Source organism: Streptomyces sp. NBC_00250 (assembly GCF_036192275.1).
GTDB lineage: Bacteria > Actinomycetota > Actinomycetes > Streptomycetales > Streptomycetaceae > Streptomyces.
The window spans coordinates 6980865-7000653 of the sequence record NZ_CP108088.1 but is presented as its reverse complement, the minus strand read 5'-3'; the positions used below and the strand labels follow the sequence as shown (position 1 = coordinate 7000653).

The following is a 19789-nucleotide window of genomic DNA, read 5'->3' as shown; positions in this document are numbered from 1 at the left end:
GGGGCCGCTCCGGGGCCCGCCGGGGGACGAGGGCGCGACCACTCGGGTGTCCGCTGGGCGGGACGGGGGGTCGGGTGGCACGCGGTGCCCGATACGGTGGAAGCACCATGAGCGCATCGCAGACCTCAGACGTTCCCACCCTTCTCGTCAAGATCTTCGGGAAGGACCGTCCCGGGATCACCGCGGGACTCTTCGACACCCTCGCCGCCTACTCCGTCGACGTCGTGGACATCGAGCAGGTCGTGTCCCGCGGCCGGCTCGTCCTGTGCGCGCTCGTCACCGAGCCGACCGTCGCCTCGCAGGGCGAGCTCCGCGCGACCGTGCACAGCTGGGCCGAGTCGCTGAAGCTCCAGGCCGAGATCATCTCCGGCACCGGCGACAACCGTCCGCGCGGGGAGGGGCGCTCGCACGTCACCGTGCTGGGCAACCCGCTCACCGCGGAGCAGACGGCGGCCATAGCGGCCAGGATCGCGGAGTCCGGCGGCAACATCGACCGCATCTTCCGGCTGGCGAAGTATCCGGTGACGGCCGTCGAGTTCGCCGTCTCCGGCTGCGAGACGGAGCCGTTGCGGACCGCCCTGGCCACCGAGGCGCACACCATCGGCGTCGATGTGGCCGTGGTCTCCGCCGGGCTGCACCGGCGGGCCCAGCGGCTCGTCGTCATGGACGTCGACTCGACGCTGATCCAGGACGAGGTGATCGAGCTCTTCGCGGCCCACGCCGGCTGCGAGGACAAGGTCGCCGAGGTGACGGCCGCGGCGATGCGCGGTGAGCTGGACTTCGAGCAGTCCCTGCACGCACGCGTGGAGCTGCTGGCCGGCCTGGACGCCTCGGTGGTCGACAAGGTCCGTTCCGAGGTGCGGATGACACCCGGGGCCCGGACCCTGATCCGGACGCTCAAGCGGCTCGGCTACCAGGTGGGCGTCGTGTCCGGCGGGTTCACTCAGGTCACGGACGATCTGAAGGACCGGCTCGGGCTGGACTTCGCCTCCGCCAACACTCTGGAGATCGTCGACGGCAAGCTCACCGGGCGGGTGACCGGCGAGATCGTGGACCGGGCGGGCAAGGCGCGGCTGCTGCGCCGGTTCGCCGCGGAGGCGGGCGTGCCGCTGGCCCAGACGGTGGCGATCGGCGACGGGGCGAACGACCTGGACATGCTGAACGCCGCTGGCCTCGGCGTGGCGTTCAACGCGAAGCCGGTGGTGCGCGAGGCCGCGCACACGGCGGTGAACGTGCCCTTCCTCGACACCGTGCTGTATCTGCTGGGGATCACCCGCGAAGAGGTCGAGGCCGCGGACGTCGGCGAGGACGACCTGCAGCACTGAGCCACCTGGGAAAGGGCCCGGCCGTCAGTCGACGGCCGGGCCCTTTCCCGTACGGATCAGTCGTGCGGGGTCCAGAAGTCGACAAGCCGTCCGGCGCCGTGCTCAAGGGACTTCCAGGAGCCGTTGAACGTGAGGACGGCGAAGGCGGAGGTCGGGAAGCCGCTGCGGGTCATCCGGGGCAGCACGTCGCCTTCGGACTCGCCCGCGAGGGCGTCGGCGAGGGCGTGCATCCCGGGGTTGTGGCCGATGACCAGGAGGTCGGACACGTCCTCCGAGGTCTCGTTGAGCAGGGCGATCAGCTCGCCGAGCGAGGCCTCGTACAGCCGGTCCTCGTACACGGTCCTGGGGCGCTCGGGCAGTGCCTGCACGGCCAGCTTCCAGGTCTCGCGGGTCCTGGTGGCGGTGGAGCAGAGGGCCAGGTCGAAGCCGATGCCGGTCTCGGCGAGCCTGCGGCCCGCGACGGGGGCGTCCGCGCGGCCTCGCTCGGCGAGGGGGCGCTCGTGGTCGGACTCCTCGTTCCAGTCCGCCTTGGCGTGTCGGAGCAGCACGATCCTGCGGGGTGTGTCGACGCTCATGGTCATCAGCTTCGCACGAAACGGCTCACGCCGACTCAGAGAGAGAGCGTTTGCTGGATCCGCTCCAGGACCCCTCCGACCCCCGGGTCGCCCGCCGCCGCGTGGGCCCCACCGGGCCCGGTCATCAGCAGCAGGAGGGCGACGAAAGCGGCCGCCGGAAGGACGAGGGCCCACCACGGCAGCCGGGTGTCGACGCCGGTCGTGTCCGGTCGGACGCTGGTGTACGTACGGGCCGTCATGACCGCCTCCGTGGGTGGGTGCTCCGCTTTCCCTGTCGTCTCCAACGTAGAGATCGCGGGCCCGTCGGCCCATCCGGTGATCCACCCACTTCACCCTGACGCCCGCCCCCTAGGGGATGCGGGGGTCAGCCCTACCTCGGGCCGTGGTGAGCGGACGTCACGGGGAGGCGACCGAGGCGATGACGGAGATGACGACCGTGATGCCGAGCATCGCGCCGAGCACGATGAGCAGTTTCTTCTGGCCGTTCGGGGGGTTGGGTTCGAGAACTGGCATGCCGACAGTCTCGCATCTCAGGATTCGTCCTCGACCGTCCGGTCCCGGCCCGCCAGCGTTCCGACGATCATCTGCGGCACCATGAGCCCGCCCATGAGGACGATCGGCAGTCCCCAGCCGCCGCTGTGCTGGTAAAGGACGCCGACGAGGAGGGGGCCGGGGATGGAGATGAGGTAGCCGACGCTCTGCGCGAAGGCGGAGAGCCGGACGACTCCGGCGCCGGTGCGCGAGCGCATGCCGATCATCGTGAGGGCGAGCGGGAAGGAGCAGTTGGAGATGCCGAGGAGCACGGCCCAGACCCAGGCTCCGGCGGCGGGGGCGAGGAAGAGGCCTGTGTAGCCGGCGAGGCCGCACAGGCCGAGCGCGACGACGATCGGGCCCTGGTTCCTCATCCGGGTGGCGAGCCGGGGGATCACGAAGGCGAGCGGGACGCCCATGACCATGGTGACGGCGAGGAGCACGCCCGCGGTGGAGGCGGGGACGCCCGCGTCGCGGAAGATCTGCGGCATCCAGCCCATGGTGATGTAGGCGCCGGTGGCCTGGAGGCCGAAGTAGCAGCCGAGGGCCCAGGCGGTGCGGCTGCGGGTGATGCGCGGGGCGGCGCTCTCCGTCGCGGCGGTCGTGGCGCCGCGCCCCTTGTCGCCGCGGTCCTCGGAGGCGCGGTCCCGGTCGCGTACCAGCGGGATCCAGGGCAGCACGGCGAGTGCGGCGATGGCCGCCCAGACGCCGAGACCGATGCGCCAGTCGCCGCCGAGGGCCGCGGTCATCGGGACGGTCGCGGCCGCGGCGAGGGAGGTGCCGAGGGCGAGCGCCATGGAGTAGAGGCCGGTCATGCTGCCGATGCGGTCCGGGAAGTACCGCTTGACGATGACCGGCATCAGGACGTTGCTGACGGCGATTCCCATGAGGGCGAGGGCGCTGGCGGCGAGGAAGCCGACGGTTCCGCCGGCGAAGGGCCGGAGGATCAGGCCGGTGAAGATCGCGGCCATGCCCGCGCAGACGACGGCGGCGGGGCCGAAGCGGCGGGCGAGGCGCGGGGCCGTGATGCCGAAGATCGCGAAGCAGAGCGGGGGTACGGAGGTGAGGACGCCGGCGACGGTGCCGCTCATGTGCAGGTCCGCGCTGACCTCTTCGAGGAGGGCGCCGAGGCTCGTGATGGCGGGGCGCAGGTTCAGTGCGGCGAGGACGAGTCCGACGGTGACGAGGCCGAGGGTCCAGCGGTGCGCCCGGTTCGGCGCGGGAGAATCGGCGGCGACGGCGGCTCCACGCGGGCCCGTGGTGGCCGCCGGAGCGGTGGTCGTCGCCGGGCGTGCGGCGGGGTCGAGGGTCTTCGGCTCGTCAGGCATGGAGCCATCATAGAATCATGGGATGATTGGTTGTCCAATCTCGAACGACGTGAGCGACTCGAACCACGTGAGCGACTCGAACGAATGGGAAGGTGCTCCATGGCCCTCGGCCACCCCCGGCGCGCAGGTCTCTCCGATCAGGTGATCGCCGAGCTGCGGAACCAGATCACCTCCGGCGAGTGGCCGGTGGGTTCGCGCATCCCCACCGAACCCGAGCTGGTCGAGCAGCTGGGAGTGGCCCGCAACACCGTGCGCGAGGCGGTGCGGGCGCTCGCGCACAACGGACTGCTCGACATCCGCCAGGGCTCCGGGACGTACGTCATCGCCACCAGCGAGCTGGCGGGCGTCATGCACCGGCGCTTCGCCGGCTCCGACCCCCGGCACGTCGCCGAACTGCGCTCGACCCTGGAGTCCTCCGCGGCGCGGCTCGCGGCCGAGCGGCGCACCGAGCGGGACCTGAAGCAGCTGGACACCCTGCTCGTACGGCGCGAGGAGGCGTGGGAGTCCGGTGACGCGGAGCGGTTCGTGAGCGCCGACGCGACCTTCCACCACGCGGTCGTCGCCGCCTCGGGCAACGAGGTGCTCACCGAGCTCTACGCGGACCTGGGAGATCTGCTGCGGGACTGGCTGCGCGACGACGTGGGGCAGGAGCTGCGGCCGGAGAACCACATGGACCACGCGCGGCTCGTGGACGCGATCCGGGACGGCGACGCCGAGCGGGCCGGTGCGGAAGCGGCCGGCTACCCCTACATGTGCCTCAGGAGCCCCGGACCGGAGTCGGGGCGGGAGCCTGGTCCGCCGGCTGGTGAGTGATCCAGGCGGACCTGACCTCCTTCCAGCAGCGGCCGGTGACCTTGCCGTAGTCGGCGGGGCCGACGTCCACGGGGGCACTGTCGGAGTCGATGTCCCACCAGCGCTCGCACTCGACGTGGAGGCGGACCCGGTCGGTGCGGGGGTACGGGTTCTGGCAGTGGGCGGTGACGCTGGAGCCCTCGACGACGGTGCGGCAGGAGGCGCCGAAGTTCTCCGGCTCCTCGGCCGCCGGGGCGGTGACGGGGAGTTGCTCGGCCGGGGCGGGCGCGGCCCGTACCTCGGCGGCGACGGCTGTTCCGGTGAGCAGTACGGCGACGGAGGCGAACGCGCCGAACCCGCTACGTATCGCGCGCATGCCCGTACCTCCTCCCCGTCAGCAGCAGAAGCATCACGCTCTGCCCCAGTCTGGAGTGGTTCGCTCGACTTTTCGAGTCGGGCAGGAGTTGCGGAACGGCGAGGGCCGTGCGCCGCCCCCTGAGGGGCGGGCACACGGCCCTGATGCTCCCGGCGGGAAGCGGTTACGCGCCGATGGCGTGCAGGCCGCCGTCCACGTGGATGATCTCGCCCGTGGTCTTCGGGAACCAGTCCGAGAGCAGCGCGACGATGCCGCGGCCGGCCGGCTCCGGGTCCGAGAGCTCCCACTCCAGCGGGGAGCGGCTGTCCCACACGGACGCCAGCTCGCCGAAGCCCGGGATGGACTTGGCGGCCATCGAGCCGAGCGGGCCCGCCGAGATCAGGTTGCAGCGGATGTTCTGCTTGCCCAGGTCACGCGCCATGTAGCGGCTGGTGGCCTCCAGGGCGGCCTTGGCCGGGCCCATCCAGTCGTACTGCGGCCAGGCGAACTTCGCGTCGAAGGTGAGGCCGACGACCGAGCCGCCCTCGCTCATCAGCGGCAGCAGCGCCATCGTCAGCGACTTCAGGGAGAAGGCGGAGACGTGCATGGCGGTGGCCACGGACTCGAACGGCGTGTTGAGGAAGTTGCCGCCGAGCGCGTCCTGCGGGGCGAAGCCGATGGAGTGCACGATGCCGTCGAGACGGTCGCCCAGGTGCTCACGGACCTGGCCCTCCAGGCGGGCGAGGTGCTCGTCGTTCGAGACGTCGAGCTCCAGGACCTTGACCTTTTCGGGGTGGGGCAGCTTCTTGGCGATGCGCTCGGTCAGCGTCGGCCGCGGCCACGCGGTGAGGATGATCTCCGCACCCTGCTCCTGGGCCAGCTTCGCGGCGTGGAAGGCGATGGAGGACTCCATCAGCACACCGGTGATGAGGATGCGCTTGCCCTCGAGAATTCCGCTCATGGTGATCAGTGACCCATGCCCAATCCGCCGTCAACCGGGATGACGGCTCCAGTGATGTACGCGGCGTCGTCCGAGGCGAGGAACTTCACCGCAGCGGCGATCTCCTCCGGCTGGGCGTAGCGGCCCAGCGGAACCTGGGACACGATGCCCGCGCGCTGCTCGTCGGTGAGCACCGCGGTCATGTCGGTGTCCACGAAACCGGGGGCGACGACGTTGAAGGTGATGTTGCGGGAGCCCAGCTCGCGCGCGAGGGAGCGGGCGAAGCCCACCAGACCGGCCTTGGAGGCGGCGTAGTTGGCCTGGCCGGCGGAACCCAGCAGACCGACGACCGAGGAGATCAGGACGACGCGGCCCTTCTTGGCGCGCAGCATCCCGCGGTTGGCACGCTTGACGACCCGGAAGGTGCCGGTGAGGTTGGTGTCGACGACGGAGGTGAAGTCCTCCTCGGACATGCGCATGAGGAGCTGGTCCTTCGTCACGCCGGCGTTGGCCACGAGGACCTCCACCGGACCGTGCTTCTCCTCGATCTCCTTGTACGCCTGCTCCACCTGCTCGCTGTCGGTGATGTCGCACCTGACGGGCAGGCATCCCAATTCGGTGAGGGCGGCCGGCGGCTCGCCGGAGCGGTACGTGATCGCGACCTTGTCGCCGGCCTCGGCGAACGCGCGGGCGATGGCGAGGCCGATGCCCCGGTTTCCTCCGGTGACGAGAACCGAGCGGCTCAACGGATCACCCTTTCGATAGCGGTCTGGTAGCCGAAAACCTATCGGTATCGCCCCCGACATGAGGAATCGACCTCCGACAGTGGCGCCCGGGTGTCACTGTCGGGTCCCTACAGCTCAGGGGGGCGACGTGGGTAATGCGCCGACCCCGGTGCCCGTCCCGTGATTGACTTCCGGGGCAGATCAACCGCCGCCTTCCGATCACCGAGAGCGAGGCCGCTCGTGGTCCATCAGATCGACCCTTCGTTCGTCGCGCTGCCCCTGCGGGCGCTCGCCGACGCCGCGCTCGCCCGAGCGCGCGCGCTCGGTGCCGAGCACGCGGACTTCCGCCTGGAGCGGGTGCGCAGCGCCTCCTGGCGGCTTCGCGACGCCAAACCGTCCGGCTCTTCCGACACCACCGACCTCGGCTATGCCGTGCGGGTGGTGCACGGCGGGGCCTGGGGCTTCGCCTCCGGGGTCGACCTGACCATGGACGGGGCCGCGCGGGTCGCCGGGCAGGCCGTGGCCATGGCCAAGCTGTCGGCGAAGGTGATCGCGGCGGCCGGTTCCGACGAACGCGTGGAGCTCGCGGCGGAGCCGGTGCACGAGGAGCGCACCTGGGTCTCCTCGTACGAGATCGACCCCTTCTCGATTCCCGGCGAGGAGAAGAGCGCGCTGCTCGCCGACTGGAGTTCCCGGCTGCTGCGGGCCGAGGGCGTGGCGCATGTGGACGCCTCGCTGCTCACCGTCCACGAGAACAAGTTCTACGCGGACACGGCCGGCACCGTGACCACCCAGCAGCGGGTCCGGCTGCACCCGCAGCTCACCGCGGTCGCCGTCGACGAGACGACCGGTGAGTTCGACTCGATGCGGACGATCGCGCCGCCGGTCGGGCGGGGCTGGGAGTACCTGACGGGCACCGGCTGGGACTGGGACAAGGAGCTGGACGAGATTCCGGCGCTGCTCGCCGAGAAGATGCGGGCGCCGAGCGTCGAGGCGGGCCGGTACGACCTGGTCGTCGACCCGTCGAACCTCTGGCTGACGATCCACGAGTCGATCGGGCACGCCACCGAGCTGGACCGGGCCCTCGGCTACGAGGCGGCGTACGCCGGCACCTCCTTCGCGACCTTCGACCAGCTGGGCAAGCTGGCGTACGGCTCCTCGATCATGAACGTGACGGGCGACCGGACCGCCGAGCACGGGCTCGCGACGGTCGGGTTCGACGACGAGGGCGTCGAGGCGCAGAGCTGGGACCTGGTGAAGGACGGCACGCTCGTCGGCTACCAGCTGGACCGGCGGATCGCGAAGCTCACGGGGCTGGGCCGGTCGAACGGCTGCGCCTTCGCCGACTCCCCCGCGCACGTGCCGGTGCAGCGGATGGCGAACGTCTCGCTGCAGCCGGACCCGGGCGGTCTGTCGACCGAGGACCTGATCGGGGGTGTGGAGCGCGGTATCTACGTGGTCGGTGACCGGTCCTGGTCGATCGACATGCAGCGCTACAACTTCCAGTTCACCGGACAGCGCTTCTTCCGCATCGAGAACGGCCGGCTCGCCGGGCAGCTGCGGGACGTGGCCTACCAGGCGACGACCACCGACTTCTGGGGCTCGATGGAGCAGGTCGGCGGCCCGCAGACGTACGTCCTCGGCGGCGCCTTCAACTGCGGCAAGGCCCAGCCGGGCCAGGTCGCCGCGGTCTCCCACGGCTGCCCCTCCGCCCTCTTCCGGGGCGTCAACATTCTCAACACGACGCAGGAGGCCGGACGATGAGCCGCGTCAGCAAGCCGTACGAGATCGTCGAGCGGGCTCTTGAGCTGTCCCGGGCCGACGGGTGCGTCGTCATCGCCGACGAGGAGTCCTCGGCGAACCTGCGCTGGGCGGGCAACGCGCTCACCACCAACGGCGTCACCCGCGGCCGTACCCTCACGGTCATCGCCACCGTCGACGGCGCGCAGGGCACCGCCTCCGGTGTCGTCTCCCGGTCCGCCGTGACCGTCGACGAGCTGGAGCCGCTGGTGCGGGCCGCCGAGGCCGCCGCGCGCGCCGCCGGGCCGGCCGAGGACGCCCAGCCGCTGGTCACGGACGTGCCCTCGTCGCCCGACTTCACGGACGCGCCCGTGGAGACCTCCTCCGCCGTGTTCGCCGACTTCGCTCCGGCGCTCGGCGAGGCCTTCGCCCGCGCACGGGCCGGCGGGCGTGAGCTCTACGGTTTCGCCAACCACGAGCTGACCTCCACCTACCTGGGGACGTCGACGGGGCTGCGGCTCCGCCACGACCAGCCCAACGGCACCCTGGAGCTGAACGCCAAGTCCCCCGACCGCTCGCGCTCCGCCTGGGCCGGCCGGTCGACGCGGGACTTCAAGGACGTCGACCCGGCGGCGCTCGACGCCGAGCTCGCGACCCGGCTCGGCTGGGCGGAGCGCCGGATCGAGCTGCCCGCCGGGCGGTACGAGACGCTGCTGCCGCCGACGGCCGTGGCCGACCTGCTGATCTACCAGCTGTGGTCCTCCACGGCCCGGGACGCGGTCGAGGGCCGTACGGTCTTCTCCAAGCCCGGCGGCGGCACCCGGCTCGGCGAGACCCTCTCCCCGCTGCCGCTGACCCTGCGCAGCGACCCGAACGAACCCGGCCTGGAGTCCGCGCCGTTCGTGATCGCCCATTCCTCGGGCGACGACTCCTCCGTCTTCGACAACGGTCTGCCGATCGCGCCGACGGACTGGGTGCGCGACGGGAAGCTGGAGCGCCTGATCACCACCCGGCACACGGCGGAACTCACTCGCCTGCCGGTGGCTCCCGGAGCGGGGAACCTGATCCTGGACGGCGGCGGCGAGCGCTCCCTGGAGGAGATGGTCGCCTCGACGGAGCGCGGTCTGCTCCTCACCTGCCTCTGGTACATCCGCGAGGTCGACCCGGCGACGCTGCTGCTCACCGGTCTGACCCGGGACGGCGTCTACCTCGTCGAGAACGGCGAGGTGGTCGGCGAGGTGAACAACTTCCGGTTCAACGAGTCGCCGGTGGACCTGCTGTCGCGGGCCTCCGAGGCGGGGCGGACCGAGAAGACGCTGCCGCGCGAGTGGAGCGACTGGTTCACCCGGGCCGCGATGCCCGCCCTGCGGATCCCCGACTTCAACATGAGCTCGGTCAGCAAGGGGGTCTGACCCACCTAGACTGAGACAACTATTTCCCACCCGCATCACAAGGAGACGGACGACGTGACCGACATCGTCGATGAGCTGAAGTGGCGTGGGCTCTTCGCCCAGTCCACCGATGAGGACGCACTGCGCAAGGCTCTCGCGGACGGTCCCGTCACCTTCTATTGCGGTTTCGACCCGACCGCGGCCAGTCTCCACGTCGGCCACCTGGTCCAGGTCCTCACCGTCCGCCGGCTCCAGCAGGCCGGGCACCGGCCGCTGGCGCTGGTCGGCGGGGCCACCGGGCAGATCGGTGACCCGCGGCCGACTGCCGAGCGCACCCTGAACGACCCCGAGACGGTCGCGAACTGGGTGAACCGGCTGCGGACGCAGATCGAGCCGTTCCTCTCCTTCGAGGGGGAGAACGCCGCGGTCATGGTGAACAACCTGGACTGGACCGCCGGCATGTCGGCGATCGAGTTCCTGAGGGACATCGGCAAGCACTTCCGGGTCAACAAGATGCTGACCAAGGACTCCGTCGCCCGGCGCCTGGAGTCCGAGCAGGGCATCAGCTACACCGAGTTCAGCTACCAGCTGCTGCAGGCCATGGACTTCCTGGAGCTGTACCGCCGCTACGGCTGCACGCTCCAGCAGGGCGGCTCGGACCAGTGGGGCAACCTGGTGGCCGGCCTCGACCTGATCCACCGCCTGGAGCCGGGTGTCGAGGCGCACGCGCTCGCGACCCCGCTGATGGTCAAGGCGGACGGCACCAAGTTCGGCAAGACCGAGGGCGGGGCCGTCTGGCTCGACCCGGAGATGACCACGCCGTACGCGTTCTACCAGTTCTGGCTGAACGTGGACGACCGGGACATCTCGACGTACATGCGGATCCTGTCCTTCAAGTCCCGCGAGGAGCTGGAGGAGCTGGAGGAGCAGACCGCCGAGCGTCCGCAGGCCCGTGCCGCCCAGCGTGCGCTGGCCGAGGAGCTCACCGCTCTGGTGCACGGGGCGGACCAGTGCGCGGCCGTCATCAACGCCTCCAAGGCGCTGTTCGGTCAGGGCGACCTGGCGGAGCTGGACGAGGCGACGCTGGCCGCTGCCCTGTCCGAGCTGCCGCACGCGCGCGTGACGGAGCTGGGCCAGGTCGTCGACCTGTTCACCGAGGTCGGTCTCGCCCCGAGCAAGTCGGGGGCGCGTCGCACGGTGAAGGAGGGCGGGGCGTACGTGAACAACGTGAAGGTCACCGCCGAGGACGCCGAGGTGTCGGCGGACGAGCTGCTGCACGGCCGCTGGCTGGTGCTGCGGCGCGGCAAGAAGAACCTGGCGGCGATCGAGTTCGCCGGCGCGTGACATGGACGCGCGGAACCCGGGAGGCCCGGTACGGCACTTGATGTGCTGTACCGGGCCTCCCGGGTTTTCCGGGCTTCCGGGCTTCCGGGCTTCCGGGCTTCCGGGCTTCCGGGCTTCCGGGCTTCCGGTGAGCCGCTAGGCCCGCTGTTTGTTGCCCTTGATCGAGGCCCACAGCATGTCGCCCACGCCCACGACGACGATGGCGCCGATCAGCTGGAGCAGGTGGCGGGTCCAGTCGATGCCCTTGGTGTCGTTGACTCCCATCCAGGTCGCGACGGCGTTGCCGAGCACGCTGCCGAGAATGCCGAACACGGTCGTCAGCCAGAGCGGGATCTGCTGCTTCCCGGGAAGGATCGCCTTCGCGATCAGACCCAGGACGAATCCCACGATGATCGCCCACAACCAACTCATCGCCGCCTCCTTGTACGCAACTGCGCCCAGTCTCGGCCCATCCGCCATACGGCGCATGTCGGACAGCTCCATCCGTGCCCCGGTCTCGTCGGCCCGGGAGGGCGGGCGTACGGTGGAGCGAGGTCCGGACCGGGGAGGGTCCGGCGCGACCGGTGGGTGGTGGACGGCGATGGCGAAGCGTGGCGAATCCGAGGTCTTCCGGATCACGGGGGCCCGGCAGGGGCTCGCGGACGACGTCCGGGGCAGGCAGCGGCGCTACGTCATCTCGATGACGGTCAGGACGCTGTCCGTGATCGCGGCCGCGGTGCTGTGGAACGTCGAGCGGCATGTGGCGATCGTGGCGCTGGCCCTGGGCATCCTGCTCCCCTATATCGCCGTGGTCATCGCGAACGCGGGCCGAGAGTCCGCTCCGTCGCTTCCCTCCACCTTCGTACCGGCTCCGGTGCGGCCCGCGCTCGGTGTCGCCGAGGCCTCGGTGGACGCGGACACGGAGCGACCGCACGGCCGGAATTGATCACGGACAGTGGCCGGAAAGCTCAAGAAAAGCTCAGATCAATCGTGAAGTTCCAGTGCACCCGACCCCATGTGCCGTGACATACTGCCTACGCGCTCCGCATCCCCCGTCGGAGCGACGGACCGATGCCGGGCAGCTCCCCCCGTGGCTGCCCGGCATCGCCCTTGCTGGACAATGATCAGGTGAGCGAAGAGAAGCCGATCTGTTCCGCCAAGGGCTGCCGCGCCGACGCCGTCTGGGTGCTCGCGTGGAACAACCCCAAGCTGCACACTCCCGAGCGTCGCAAGACCTGGCTCGCGTGCGACGAGCACCGGGAGCATCTGTCCCAGTTCCTGGGTGTACGGGGCTTCCTCAAGGACGTCGTGCCACTGGCCGACTGGGAGTCCGACGAGACCTGAGGACTCCCCCCTCAGCCGCCGATCGCCGACATCGGGCGGTCGGGCTGCAGGAAACTCGGGTCGTCGAGGCCGGAACCGGCCTTCTTGCCCCACATCGCCTGCTTCCAGATCCGGGCGACCTCGTCGTCCGGCGCGTCCGAGCGGAGCGTGGCCCGCAGGTCCGTCTCCTCGGTGGCGAACAGACAGGTCCTCACCTGGCCGTCGGCGGTGAGCCGGGTGCGGTCGCAGGCCCGGCAGAACGGGCGGGTGACGGAGGCGATGACGCCGACCGTGTGCGGTCCGCCGTCCACGACCCAGCGCTCGGCGGGGGCCGAGCCGCGCTCGTCGGCGCCTTCGGGCGTCAGGGTGAAGCGGGTGCGCAGGGACTCCAGGATGTCTCCGGCGGTGATCATGCCGTCGCGCTTCCAGCCGTGCTGGGCGTCGAGGGGCATCTGCTCGATGAAGCGGAGCTCGTAACCCTCCGTGACCGCCCAGGCGAGCAGGTCGGGGGCCTCGTCGGCGTTGAGCCCGGGCATCAGGACGGCGTTGACCTTGACCGGGGTGAGGCCGGCCTCGCGGGCCGCGGACATGCCGTCGAGGACGTCCTGGTGGCGGTCGCGCCGGGTGAGGGTCTTGAAGACCTCGGGGCGCAGGGTGTCCAGGGAGACGTTGACCCGGTCGAGGCCGGCGGCCTTGAGCGCGGCGGCCGTGCGCTTGAGCCCGATGCCGTTGGTCGTGAGGGACATCCGGGGGCGGGGCTCCAGGGCCGCGCAGCGCTCGACGATGCCGACGAGTCCGGGGCGGAGCAGCGGCTCGCCGCCGGTGAAGCGGACCTCGGTGACGCCGAGGTCGGTGACCGCGATCCGGATCAGCCGGACGATCTCGTCGTCGGTGAGGAGATCCGGCTTCGCGAGCCACTGGAGGCCCTCTTCCGGCATGCAGTACGTGCACCGCAGATTGCAGCGGTCGGTGAGCGAGACGCGCAGGTCGGTGGCCACTCGGCCATAGGTGTCCAAGAGCACTGTGGGCCCCCTCCCCGTCATGTGGTTGCGTGTGGTTCGAGCCTACGTGAGCACTCGGACAACGAGCAGGGCAGATTGTCACGAGGACCGACGCGGCCGCGTCGTAGAACCCTACGACGCGGCCGATGGATCGCTGCGGAACGTATACGACCGACTGCGTTCCGGTCAGTGCTTGACCGCGGCGGCGACCCCGACGCCGGTGAGGGACTTGACCTCCAGCTCCGCGTACTTGCCCGCGTCCGGCTCCTCCTTGGAGAAGAGCGAGCCGAGCCAGCCCAGGAGGAAGCCGAGCGGGATCGAGATGAGGCCGGGGTTCTCCAGCGGGAACCAGTGGAAGTCCACGCCCTTGAACATCGAGGTCGGCGCGCCGGAGACGACCGGCGAGAAGAGGACGAGGACGACGGAGGAGATCAGTCCGCCGTAGATCGACCAGAGCGCGCCCTGGGTGGTGAACCGCTTCCAGAAGAGCGAGTAGAGGATCGTCGGCAGGTTGGCCGAGGCGGCGACCGCGAAGGCGAGGGCGACCAGGCCGGCGACGTTGAGGTCGCGGGCGAGGGCGCCGAGCGCGATCGACACGATGCCGATGAGGACGGTGGACCAGCGGGCGGCCCGCATCTCCTCCTTCTCGGTGGCCTTCCCGCGCTTGATCACGTTCGCGTAGATGTCGTGCGCGAAGGACGAGGACGAGGCCAGCGTCAGACCGGCGACGACGGCGAGGATGGTGGCGAAGGCGACGGCGGAGATGACGGCGAGGAGGATCGCGCCGCCGGTGGAGTCGGCGCCACCGCCGACTTCGAGGGCTGTGAGCGGGGCCGCCGTGTTGCCCGCCTTGTTGGACGCCTTGATGGTGTCGCCGCTGAGCAGGGCGGCGGCGCCGAAGCCGAGGACGATCGTCATCAGGTAGAACCCGCCGATGATGCCGATGGCCCAGTTGACCGACTTACGGGCGGCCTTGGCGGTCGGCACCGTGTAGAAGCGGATCAGGATGTGGGGCAGGCCGGCGGTGCCGAGGACGAGGGCGATGCCGAGGGAGAGGAAGTCGAGCTTCGACAAGGCGCTGGCGCCGTACTTGAGGCCGGGCTCCAGGAAGGCGTCGCCCTTGCCGCTGTTGGTGGCGGCGGCGCCGAGCAGCTGCGAGAGGTTGAAGTCGAACTTCAGCAGGATGAGGAAGGTGATGAGGAGCGTGCCCGCGATGAGCAGGACGGCCTTCACCATCTGCACCCAGGTGGTGCCCTTCATGCCGCCGATCGTCACGTAGACGATCATCAGGACGCCGACGAGGGCGACGATCCCGATCTTGCCGCCGTCGCTGGTGATGCCGAGCAGCAGCGAGACGAGCACGCCCGCGCCCGCCATCTGGGCCAGCAGGTAGAAGATCGAGACGACGATGGTGGAGGTGCCGGCGGCGGTACGGACGGGCCGCTGGCGCATCCGGTAGGCGAGGACGTCTCCCATCGTGAACCGGCCGGAGTTCCGCAGCGGTTCGGCGACCAGGAGCAGGGCGACGAGCCAGGCGACCAGGAAGCCGATCGAGTAGAGGAAGCCGTCGTAGCCGTAGAGGGCGATGGCGCCGCTGATGCCGAGGAAGGACGCGGCGGACATGTAGTCGCCGGAGATCGCGAGGCCGTTCTGGAAGCCGGTGAACTGGCCCCCTCCGGCGTAGAAGTCGGCGGCGCTGCGGGTCTGCCGGCCGGCCCAGATCGTGATGATCAGGGTGGCGATGACGAAGGCGCCGAAGAGGGCGATGATCAGCGGTCGGTGCTCGCTGGTGGCGTTGCCCGCCGCGAGCAGGACGGGGGTGCTCATGCGTCGCCCTCCATGCGCTTTCTGATGGCGTCGGACTTGGGGTCGAGCCGGTTCGCCGCGTGCCGCGAGTAGAGCCAGGCGATGAGGAAGGTGGTGGCGAACTGGCCGAGGCCGAGGACGAGGGCCACGTTGATGTTGCCGAAGACCTTGGTCCCCATGAAGCCGCCCGCGTAGTTGGAGAGCAGCACGTACAGCAGGTACCAGGCGATGAAGGCCAGGGTGAGCGGGAAGGCGAAGGAGCGGTACGTACGGCGCAGTTCGCCGAACTCCGCGCCTTCCTGCACCTCGACGAATTGTTCCGTCGTGGGCGCTACGGGACCTGACGCGGTCTCCGTCCCGTTTCTGGGCGGCGGCGGTGCTTCGGTAGCCACGGAATCTCCTCGTGACGCGGGGACGGACGGCATGGTCAAGGGGGCCTCACCAGGGGTGCGGTAGCGGGGACTCCGACTGGAGCCCCTCCCCTGCACAACGGCACGGAGCGAGAAGCGAAGCGGTTCACGCGAGGGATTTATTCGCACAGATCTTCATGAAGTCTTCTCAACTCATTGAAGCGCCGGGAAGATCAGCGATAGCTTCACTCGTCATGCACCTGTCCGCGCGTAAACCCGCGCGCGGACAGTACATACGGATGATGTGGAGAACCCATGGCTCATCTGGGATCGAGGCGCGGCCGAGCTCTTGCTCTGCCGGTTGGTCTCGCACTCACGGCCTCGCTCGGCTTCCTTCCCTCCGGCGCCGCCTCCGCCGCGGAACTGAGCGACGCACCGGCGGCCGCCGTGGCGACGAACGGCCCGAAGCTGTCGTACGTCGTCAACATCGCGGGTGGCCGCTGGACCGCCGCCTCGGTGAAGAAGGCGATCGCCGCCGCGGGTGGCGAAGTGGTCGTCTCGTACGACCAGATAGGCGTCATAGTCGTCCACTCGCAGAACCCCGAGTTCGCGAAGACGATCCGCACGGCCCGTGGTGTGGTGTCGGCCGGTTCGACCCGTACCGCCCCGCTCTCCGTGCAGACCGACAACTCGGTCGGCGGCGGCACCCAGGAGCTGTCCGAGGCCGAGGCCAAGGCCGCCGCGGCCCGGGCGACGGACGAGCAGGACGCCCTTGAGCCCCTGCAGTGGGACCTCCCGGCGATCAAGGCCGACAAGGCCCACCAGCGGACGCTGGGCAGCAAGCGCGTCACCGTCGGTGTCATCGACACCGGTGTCGACGACACCCACCCGGACCTGGCGCCGAACTTCGACGCCAAGGCCTCGGCCAACTGCGTGTCCGGCAAGCCGGACACCACCGCCGGCTCGTGGCGTCCGAACCCGGGCGAGAGCGACCACGGCACCCACGTCGCCGGTACGATCGCGGCCGCCAAGAACGGCATCGGCATCACCGGTGTCGCCCCGGGCGTCAAGGTCTCCGGCATCAAGGTGTCCACCCCGGACGGCTTCTTCTACACGGAGGCCGTCGTCTGCGGCTTCGTGTGGGCGGCCGAGCACGGCGTCGACATCACGAACAACAGCTACTACACCGACCCGTGGATGTTCGCCTGCAAGAACGACGAGGACCAGAAGGCCCTCATCGAGGCGGTCACCCGTGCGACCCGCTACGCGGAGCGCAAGGGCACGGTCAACGTCGCGGCGGCCGGCAACTCCAAGTTCGACCTGGCGGCCGACGAGATCCTCGACAACAGCAGCCCGAACGACACGACGCCCGGCGACCGGGTCATCGACCCGAAGGAGTGCCTCGACTACCCGGCCATGCTGCCGGGTGTCGTCACGGTCTCCGCGACCGGCGCCAAGGGCCTGAAGTCGTCCTACTCGAACTACGGTCTGGGTGTCATCGACATCGCGGCGCCCGGCGGCGACAGCACCAGGTTCCAGACCCCGGACGCCCCGGCGGTCAACGGCCTCATCCTGTCGACCACGGTCAACGGCGGCTACAACTACAAGGCCGGCACCTCGATGGCCTCGCCGCACGCGGCGGGCGTCCTCGCGCTCATCAAGTCGACGCACCCCCACGCGAGCCCGGCGGCCCTCAAGGCGATGCTGTACGCGCAGGCCGACAAGCGCTCGTGCACCAACCCGTACGACATCGACGCCGACGGCAAGATCGACGCCGTCTGCGAGGGTGGCAAGAACAAGAACGGCTTCTACGGAGCCGGTCTGATCGACGCGCTGGACGCCGTCCGCCGCTAGTCGACGCATGAGTGAACGAGGGCCCTGGTGTGGTGTGCCACACCAGGGCCCTTTGCATGGCACCGAGTGCCATAGTGCGGTCCATGGACAACACAGTGCGTACCGGTACGGAGTTGTTGTGGTCGGCCCTCGGCGGTGATCCCGCCCAGGTGGACCGGGTGGAGTACGGCGGGCCCGCCGGGCTGCTGTCCGCGCGGCTCCCGGTGATGGAGCTGGCCCGGGCGGCCGTCGCGGTCTGCTCACTCGCCGCGGTGGAGCACGCGGGCCTGCCGGGACCGGTACGGGTGGACGACGGGGCGGTCGCCACCGCCTTCGTGAGCGAGCGTCATCTACGGGTCGACGGGCGGGCGCCGGTGAACTTCGCGCCGCTCTCCCGCTTCTGGCGGTCGGCCGACGGCTGGGTCCGTACCCACGCCAACTACCCTCACCACAAGGTGGGGTTGCTCGCCGCGCTGGGTGTCTCCGACTCCGTCGAGGCCGTCGGGGCGGCGATCGCCGAGCGGAAGGCCGTGGAGATCGAGACGGCGGTGTACGCGGCCGGGGGCCTGGCCGTCGCCCTGCGCACGCCCTCGGAGTGGGCGGCGCACGAGCAGGGCCGGGAGGTGGCGGCGCGGCCGCTGCTGACCCGGGAGCGGCTCGACGAGGCCCCGCCCCGGCGCCGTAGCGGCCCGCTGCGGGTCCTGGACCTGACCCGAGTGATCGCCGGGCCGGTCGCGACCCGGACGCTCGCGCTGCTCGGCGCGGACGTGCTGCGGATCGACCCGCCGGGCAATCCCGAACTGCCGGACCAGCACGCGGACACGGACGTCGGCAAGCGGACCGCCGCCCTCGATCTGGACCGCCCGTCGGACCGGCGTACCTTCGACGAGCTCCTGGACTCCGCCGACGTGCTGGTCACCGGCTACCGGCCGGGTGCCCTCGACCGCTTCGACCTCCACCGCCCGGGGCTCGTCACCGCCCGGCTCTCCGCGTGGGGCGACCACGGGCCGTGGGCCGGACGGCGCGGCTTCGACAGCCTGGTCCAGGTGGCGACCGGGATCGCCACCGTGGAGGGCTCGGCGGAGCAGCCGGGCGCGCTGCCCGCACAGGCCCTGGACCACGGGACGGGCTATCTGCTCGCGGCGGCGGTGCTGCGGTCGCTGACCGAGCAGGACCGGGACGGGGGCACGCGGCTCGTCCGGCTCGCCCTCGCCCGGACGGGCCACTGGCTGACGCACACACTGCCCCGGTACGAGCCGGAGCGGTACCTCACCGAGTCGGAGGGACCCCTCGGGCGGCTGCGGCACGCGCTGTCGCCCGTCGCGTACGAGGGCGGCCCGACGGGCTGGTCACGCCCGCCGGGCATCGCGGGGGCCGACGCCCCCGTCTGGACTACGGCTTGACGAGGACCTTGAGCGCGGTGCGCTCGTCCATGGCCTTGTAGCCGCCCGGGACGCCGTCGAGGTCGACGGTCAGGTCGAAGACCGGCGACGGGTCGATGGTGCCGTCGAGGACGTCCGCGAGCAGCTCCGGGATGTACGCGCGCACGGGGGCGACGCCGCCGCGCAGCGCGATGTTCCGGTCGAACATCACGGAGAGGTCGAGTCCGGTGCCGCTGCCGTGCGGGACGCCGACGTAGCCGATGGAGCCGCCGTCGCGGGCGATGGCGACGGCCGTGCGCATGGACTGCTCGGTGCCGACGGCCTCGATGACTCCGTGGGCGCCCTGGCCGCCGGTGAGCTCGCGGACGGCGGCCTCGGCGGCCTCGCCGCGCTCGGCGACGACGTCGGTGGCGCCGAAGAGGCGGGCGATGTCGGTACGGGTGGTGTGCCGGCCCAGCGCGATGATCCGCTCGGCGCCGAGGCGCTTGGCGGCGAGGACACCGCAGAGGCCGACGGCGCCGTCGCCGACCACGGCGACCGTGGAGCCCTTGCGGACCCCGGCGCCGAGGGCGGCGTGGTGGCCGGTGCCCATGACGTCGGAGAGCGCGAGGAGCGCGGTCAGCAGGTGGTCGTCGGAGGCGGCGTCGGCGGGGAGCTTGACGAGGGTGCCGTCGGCGAAGGGCACGCGGACGGCCTCGCCCTGGCCGCCGTCGGAGCCGACCGAGCCCCAGAAGCCGCCGCTCGGGCAGGAGGTCTGGAGCCCCTCGGCGCAGTAGTCGCAGGTGCCGTCGGACCAGACGAAGGGGGCGACGACGAGGTCTCCGGCGGCGAAGCCGGTGACCTCGGAGCCCGCCGCCTCCACGATGCCGAGGAACTCGTGGCCGATGCGCTGGCCGGGCTGTCGGGCGGACTCGCCGCGGTAGGCCCACAGGTCGCTGCCGCAGACGCAGGCGCGCAGGACCCGGACGACGACGTCGGTGGGGTGCTGCACCACCGGGTCGGGCACGTCCTCCACGCGCATGTCGAAGGGGGCGTGGATGGTGGTGGCGCGCATGGCGGACGGTCCTTG

21 protein-coding genes are annotated in these 19789 nt (G+C 70.8%); 9 read left to right on the top strand and 12 right to left on the bottom strand.

From position 1 onward, the window contains the following. Positions 1 to 107: 107 nt before the first annotated feature. Positions 108 to 1325 carry a phosphoserine phosphatase SerB gene (gene serB / locus OG259_RS31715; RefSeq protein WP_328945370.1) on the top strand — a complete coding sequence of 406 codons (1218 nt, stop codon included), beginning with the start codon at positions 108 to 110 and terminating at the stop codon, positions 1323 to 1325. 56 nt (positions 1326 to 1381) lie between these two features. On the opposite strand, the gene OG259_RS31710 is transcribed toward serB, so the two are convergent. From OG259_RS31710 to OG259_RS31695, 4 genes are all read right to left on the bottom strand, one after another. After that, positions 1382 to 1900: a SixA phosphatase family protein gene (locus tag OG259_RS31710; protein ID WP_266890340.1), complete on the bottom strand. Its 519-nt coding sequence runs from the start codon at positions 1898 to 1900 to the stop codon at positions 1382 to 1384. A gap of 35 nt (positions 1901 to 1935) precedes the next feature. Then, the gene (locus OG259_RS31705) at positions 1936 to 2139 is read right to left on the bottom strand and encodes a hypothetical protein (protein ID WP_266890342.1); all 204 of its coding nucleotides are present in this window, start codon (positions 2137 to 2139) and stop codon (positions 1936 to 1938) included. Positions 2140 to 2296: 157 nt separating this feature from the next. Beyond that, positions 2297 to 2413 (bottom strand): SGM_5486 family transporter-associated protein, encoded by a 117-nt coding sequence (locus tag OG259_RS31700; protein WP_266890344.1) that lies wholly within the window; start codon positions 2411 to 2413, stop codon positions 2297 to 2299. 17 nt (positions 2414 to 2430) lie between these two features. After that, on the bottom strand, positions 2431 to 3759 hold the full coding sequence (locus OG259_RS31695) for a CynX/NimT family MFS transporter (protein ID WP_328945369.1): 1329 nt from the start codon (positions 3757 to 3759) through the stop codon (positions 2431 to 2433). Between the two features lie 99 nt (positions 3760 to 3858). On the opposite strand from OG259_RS31695, the gene OG259_RS31690 reads away from it, so the two are divergent. After that, a complete protein-coding gene (locus OG259_RS31690) occupies positions 3859 to 4572 on the top strand; it encodes a FadR/GntR family transcriptional regulator (RefSeq protein WP_328945368.1) in 714 nt (237 codons plus the stop codon). Here the strand turns inward: OG259_RS31690 and OG259_RS31685 are convergent. From OG259_RS31685 to fabG, 3 genes are all read right to left on the bottom strand, one after another. After that, positions 4517 to 4927 (bottom strand): hypothetical protein, encoded by a 411-nt coding sequence (locus OG259_RS31685; protein ID WP_328945367.1) that lies wholly within the window; start codon positions 4925 to 4927, stop codon positions 4517 to 4519. The two genes, OG259_RS31690 and OG259_RS31685, sit on opposite strands and share 56 nt — an antisense overlap. Before the next feature lie 163 nt (positions 4928 to 5090). Then, on the bottom strand, positions 5091 to 5867 hold the full coding sequence (gene fabI / locus OG259_RS31680) for an enoyl-ACP reductase FabI (RefSeq protein WP_266890352.1): 777 nt from the start codon (positions 5865 to 5867) through the stop codon (positions 5091 to 5093). A gap of 5 nt (positions 5868 to 5872) precedes the next feature. Next, positions 5873 to 6592: a 3-oxoacyl-[acyl-carrier-protein] reductase gene (fabG, locus tag OG259_RS31675; RefSeq protein ID WP_328945366.1), complete on the bottom strand. Its 720-nt coding sequence runs from the start codon at positions 6590 to 6592 to the stop codon at positions 5873 to 5875. A gap of 219 nt (positions 6593 to 6811) precedes the next feature. Between fabG and OG259_RS31670 the strand changes: the two genes are divergently transcribed. Genes OG259_RS31670 through tyrS form a run of 3 tightly spaced genes read left to right on the top strand, consistent with a single transcriptional unit; the run spans position 6812 to position 11046 of the window. Beyond that, positions 6812 to 8335, top strand: a complete 1524-nt coding sequence (locus tag OG259_RS31670; RefSeq protein WP_328945365.1) for a TldD/PmbA family protein — start codon at positions 6812 to 6814, stop codon at positions 8333 to 8335. Further along, positions 8332 to 9723, top strand: a complete 1392-nt coding sequence (locus tag OG259_RS31665) for a metallopeptidase TldD-related protein (RefSeq protein WP_328945364.1) — start codon at positions 8332 to 8334, stop codon at positions 9721 to 9723. The genes OG259_RS31670 and OG259_RS31665 overlap by 4 nt, the downstream gene beginning before the upstream one ends. Before the next feature lie 54 nt (positions 9724 to 9777). Next, positions 9778 to 11046, top strand: coding sequence for a tyrosine--tRNA ligase (gene tyrS, locus OG259_RS31660; RefSeq protein ID WP_328945363.1), 1269 nt, complete (start codon positions 9778 to 9780; stop codon positions 11044 to 11046). Positions 11047 to 11181: 135 nt separating this feature from the next. Here the strand turns inward: tyrS and OG259_RS31655 are convergent, their stop codons facing one another. Further along, complete coding sequence (locus OG259_RS31655) at positions 11182 to 11457, bottom strand: GlsB/YeaQ/YmgE family stress response membrane protein (RefSeq protein ID WP_328945362.1); 276 nt, start codon at positions 11455 to 11457, stop codon at positions 11182 to 11184. A gap of 169 nt (positions 11458 to 11626) precedes the next feature. On the opposite strand from OG259_RS31655, the gene OG259_RS31650 reads away from it, so the two are divergent. Together OG259_RS31650 and OG259_RS31645 are read left to right on the top strand one after the other, a co-directional pair. Further along, positions 11627 to 11971 (top strand): DUF3099 domain-containing protein, encoded by a 345-nt coding sequence (locus OG259_RS31650; protein WP_328945361.1) that lies wholly within the window; start codon positions 11627 to 11629, stop codon positions 11969 to 11971. 182 nt (positions 11972 to 12153) lie between these two features. Next, on the top strand, positions 12154 to 12369 hold the full coding sequence (locus OG259_RS31645) for a hypothetical protein (protein ID WP_328945360.1): 216 nt from the start codon (positions 12154 to 12156) through the stop codon (positions 12367 to 12369). Between the two features lie 11 nt (positions 12370 to 12380). Here OG259_RS31645 and moaA read toward each other — a convergent pair whose 3' ends face one another. The 3 genes from moaA to OG259_RS31630 all read right to left on the bottom strand — a co-directional run bounded on the left by moaA (position 12381) and on the right by OG259_RS31630 (position 15547). Continuing rightward, on the bottom strand, positions 12381 to 13370 hold the full coding sequence (moaA, locus tag OG259_RS31640; RefSeq protein WP_328945359.1) for a GTP 3',8-cyclase MoaA: 990 nt from the start codon (positions 13368 to 13370) through the stop codon (positions 12381 to 12383). 165 nt (positions 13371 to 13535) lie between these two features. Continuing rightward, entirely contained in the window at positions 13536 to 15176 is a 1641-nt protein-coding gene (locus tag OG259_RS31635; RefSeq protein WP_328945358.1) for a solute symporter family protein, read from the bottom strand. Continuing rightward, positions 15173 to 15547 (bottom strand): DUF485 domain-containing protein, encoded by a 375-nt coding sequence (locus tag OG259_RS31630; RefSeq protein WP_328945357.1) that lies wholly within the window; start codon positions 15545 to 15547, stop codon positions 15173 to 15175. The genes OG259_RS31635 and OG259_RS31630 overlap by 4 nt, the downstream gene beginning before the upstream one ends. A gap of 273 nt (positions 15548 to 15820) precedes the next feature. Here OG259_RS31630 and OG259_RS31625 point away from each other — a divergent pair, with 273 nt between their 5' ends. Both OG259_RS31625 and OG259_RS31620 read left to right on the top strand, forming a co-directional pair. Continuing rightward, positions 15821 to 17359, top strand: a complete 1539-nt coding sequence (locus OG259_RS31625; RefSeq protein WP_328945356.1) for a S8 family peptidase — start codon at positions 15821 to 15823, stop codon at positions 17357 to 17359. A gap of 83 nt (positions 17360 to 17442) precedes the next feature. After that, on the top strand, positions 17443 to 18741 hold the full coding sequence (locus OG259_RS31620; RefSeq protein WP_328945355.1) for a CoA transferase: 1299 nt from the start codon (positions 17443 to 17445) through the stop codon (positions 18739 to 18741). On the opposite strand, the gene OG259_RS31615 is transcribed toward OG259_RS31620, so the two are convergent. After that, positions 18731 to 19774 (bottom strand): zinc-dependent alcohol dehydrogenase family protein, encoded by a 1044-nt coding sequence (locus OG259_RS31615; protein WP_328945354.1) that lies wholly within the window; start codon positions 19772 to 19774, stop codon positions 18731 to 18733. The genes OG259_RS31620 and OG259_RS31615 overlap by 11 nt on opposite strands. Positions 19775 to 19789: the final 15 nt, after the last annotated feature.

Excerpts from the sequence above, each read along its gene's own strand:
- serB (WP_328945370.1), top strand. The coding sequence starts at position 108 with ATGAGCGCATCGCAGACCTCAGACGTTCCCACCCTTCTCGTCAAGATC.
- OG259_RS31710 (WP_266890340.1), bottom strand. The coding sequence starts at position 1,900 with ATGAGCGTCGACACACCCCGCAGGATCGTGCTGCTCCGACACGCCAAG.
- OG259_RS31705 (WP_266890342.1), bottom strand. The coding sequence starts at position 2,139 with ATGACGGCCCGTACGTACACCAGCGTCCGACCGGACACGACCGGCGTC.
- OG259_RS31700 (WP_266890344.1), bottom strand. The coding sequence starts at position 2,413 with ATGCCAGTTCTCGAACCCAACCCCCCGAACGGCCAGAAGAAACTGCTC.
- OG259_RS31695 (WP_328945369.1), bottom strand. The coding sequence starts at position 3,759 with ATGCCTGACGAGCCGAAGACCCTCGACCCCGCCGCACGCCCGGCGACG.
- OG259_RS31690 (WP_328945368.1), top strand. The coding sequence starts at position 3,859 with ATGGCCCTCGGCCACCCCCGGCGCGCAGGTCTCTCCGATCAGGTGATC.
- OG259_RS31685 (WP_328945367.1), bottom strand. The coding sequence starts at position 4,927 with ATGCGCGCGATACGTAGCGGGTTCGGCGCGTTCGCCTCCGTCGCCGTA.
- fabI (WP_266890352.1), bottom strand. The coding sequence starts at position 5,867 with ATGAGCGGAATTCTCGAGGGCAAGCGCATCCTCATCACCGGTGTGCTG.
- OG259_RS31665 (WP_328945364.1), top strand. The coding sequence starts at position 8,332 with ATGAGCCGCGTCAGCAAGCCGTACGAGATCGTCGAGCGGGCTCTTGAG.
- OG259_RS31655 (WP_328945362.1), bottom strand. The coding sequence starts at position 11,457 with ATGAGTTGGTTGTGGGCGATCATCGTGGGATTCGTCCTGGGTCTGATC.
- OG259_RS31650 (WP_328945361.1), top strand. The coding sequence starts at position 11,627 with ATGGCGAAGCGTGGCGAATCCGAGGTCTTCCGGATCACGGGGGCCCGG.
- OG259_RS31635 (WP_328945358.1), bottom strand. The coding sequence starts at position 15,176 with ATGAGCACCCCCGTCCTGCTCGCGGCGGGCAACGCCACCAGCGAGCAC.
- OG259_RS31625 (WP_328945356.1), top strand. The coding sequence starts at position 15,821 with ATGGCTCATCTGGGATCGAGGCGCGGCCGAGCTCTTGCTCTGCCGGTT.
- OG259_RS31620 (WP_328945355.1), top strand. The coding sequence starts at position 17,443 with ATGGACAACACAGTGCGTACCGGTACGGAGTTGTTGTGGTCGGCCCTC.
- OG259_RS31615 (WP_328945354.1), bottom strand. The coding sequence starts at position 19,774 with ATGCGCGCCACCACCATCCACGCCCCCTTCGACATGCGCGTGGAGGAC.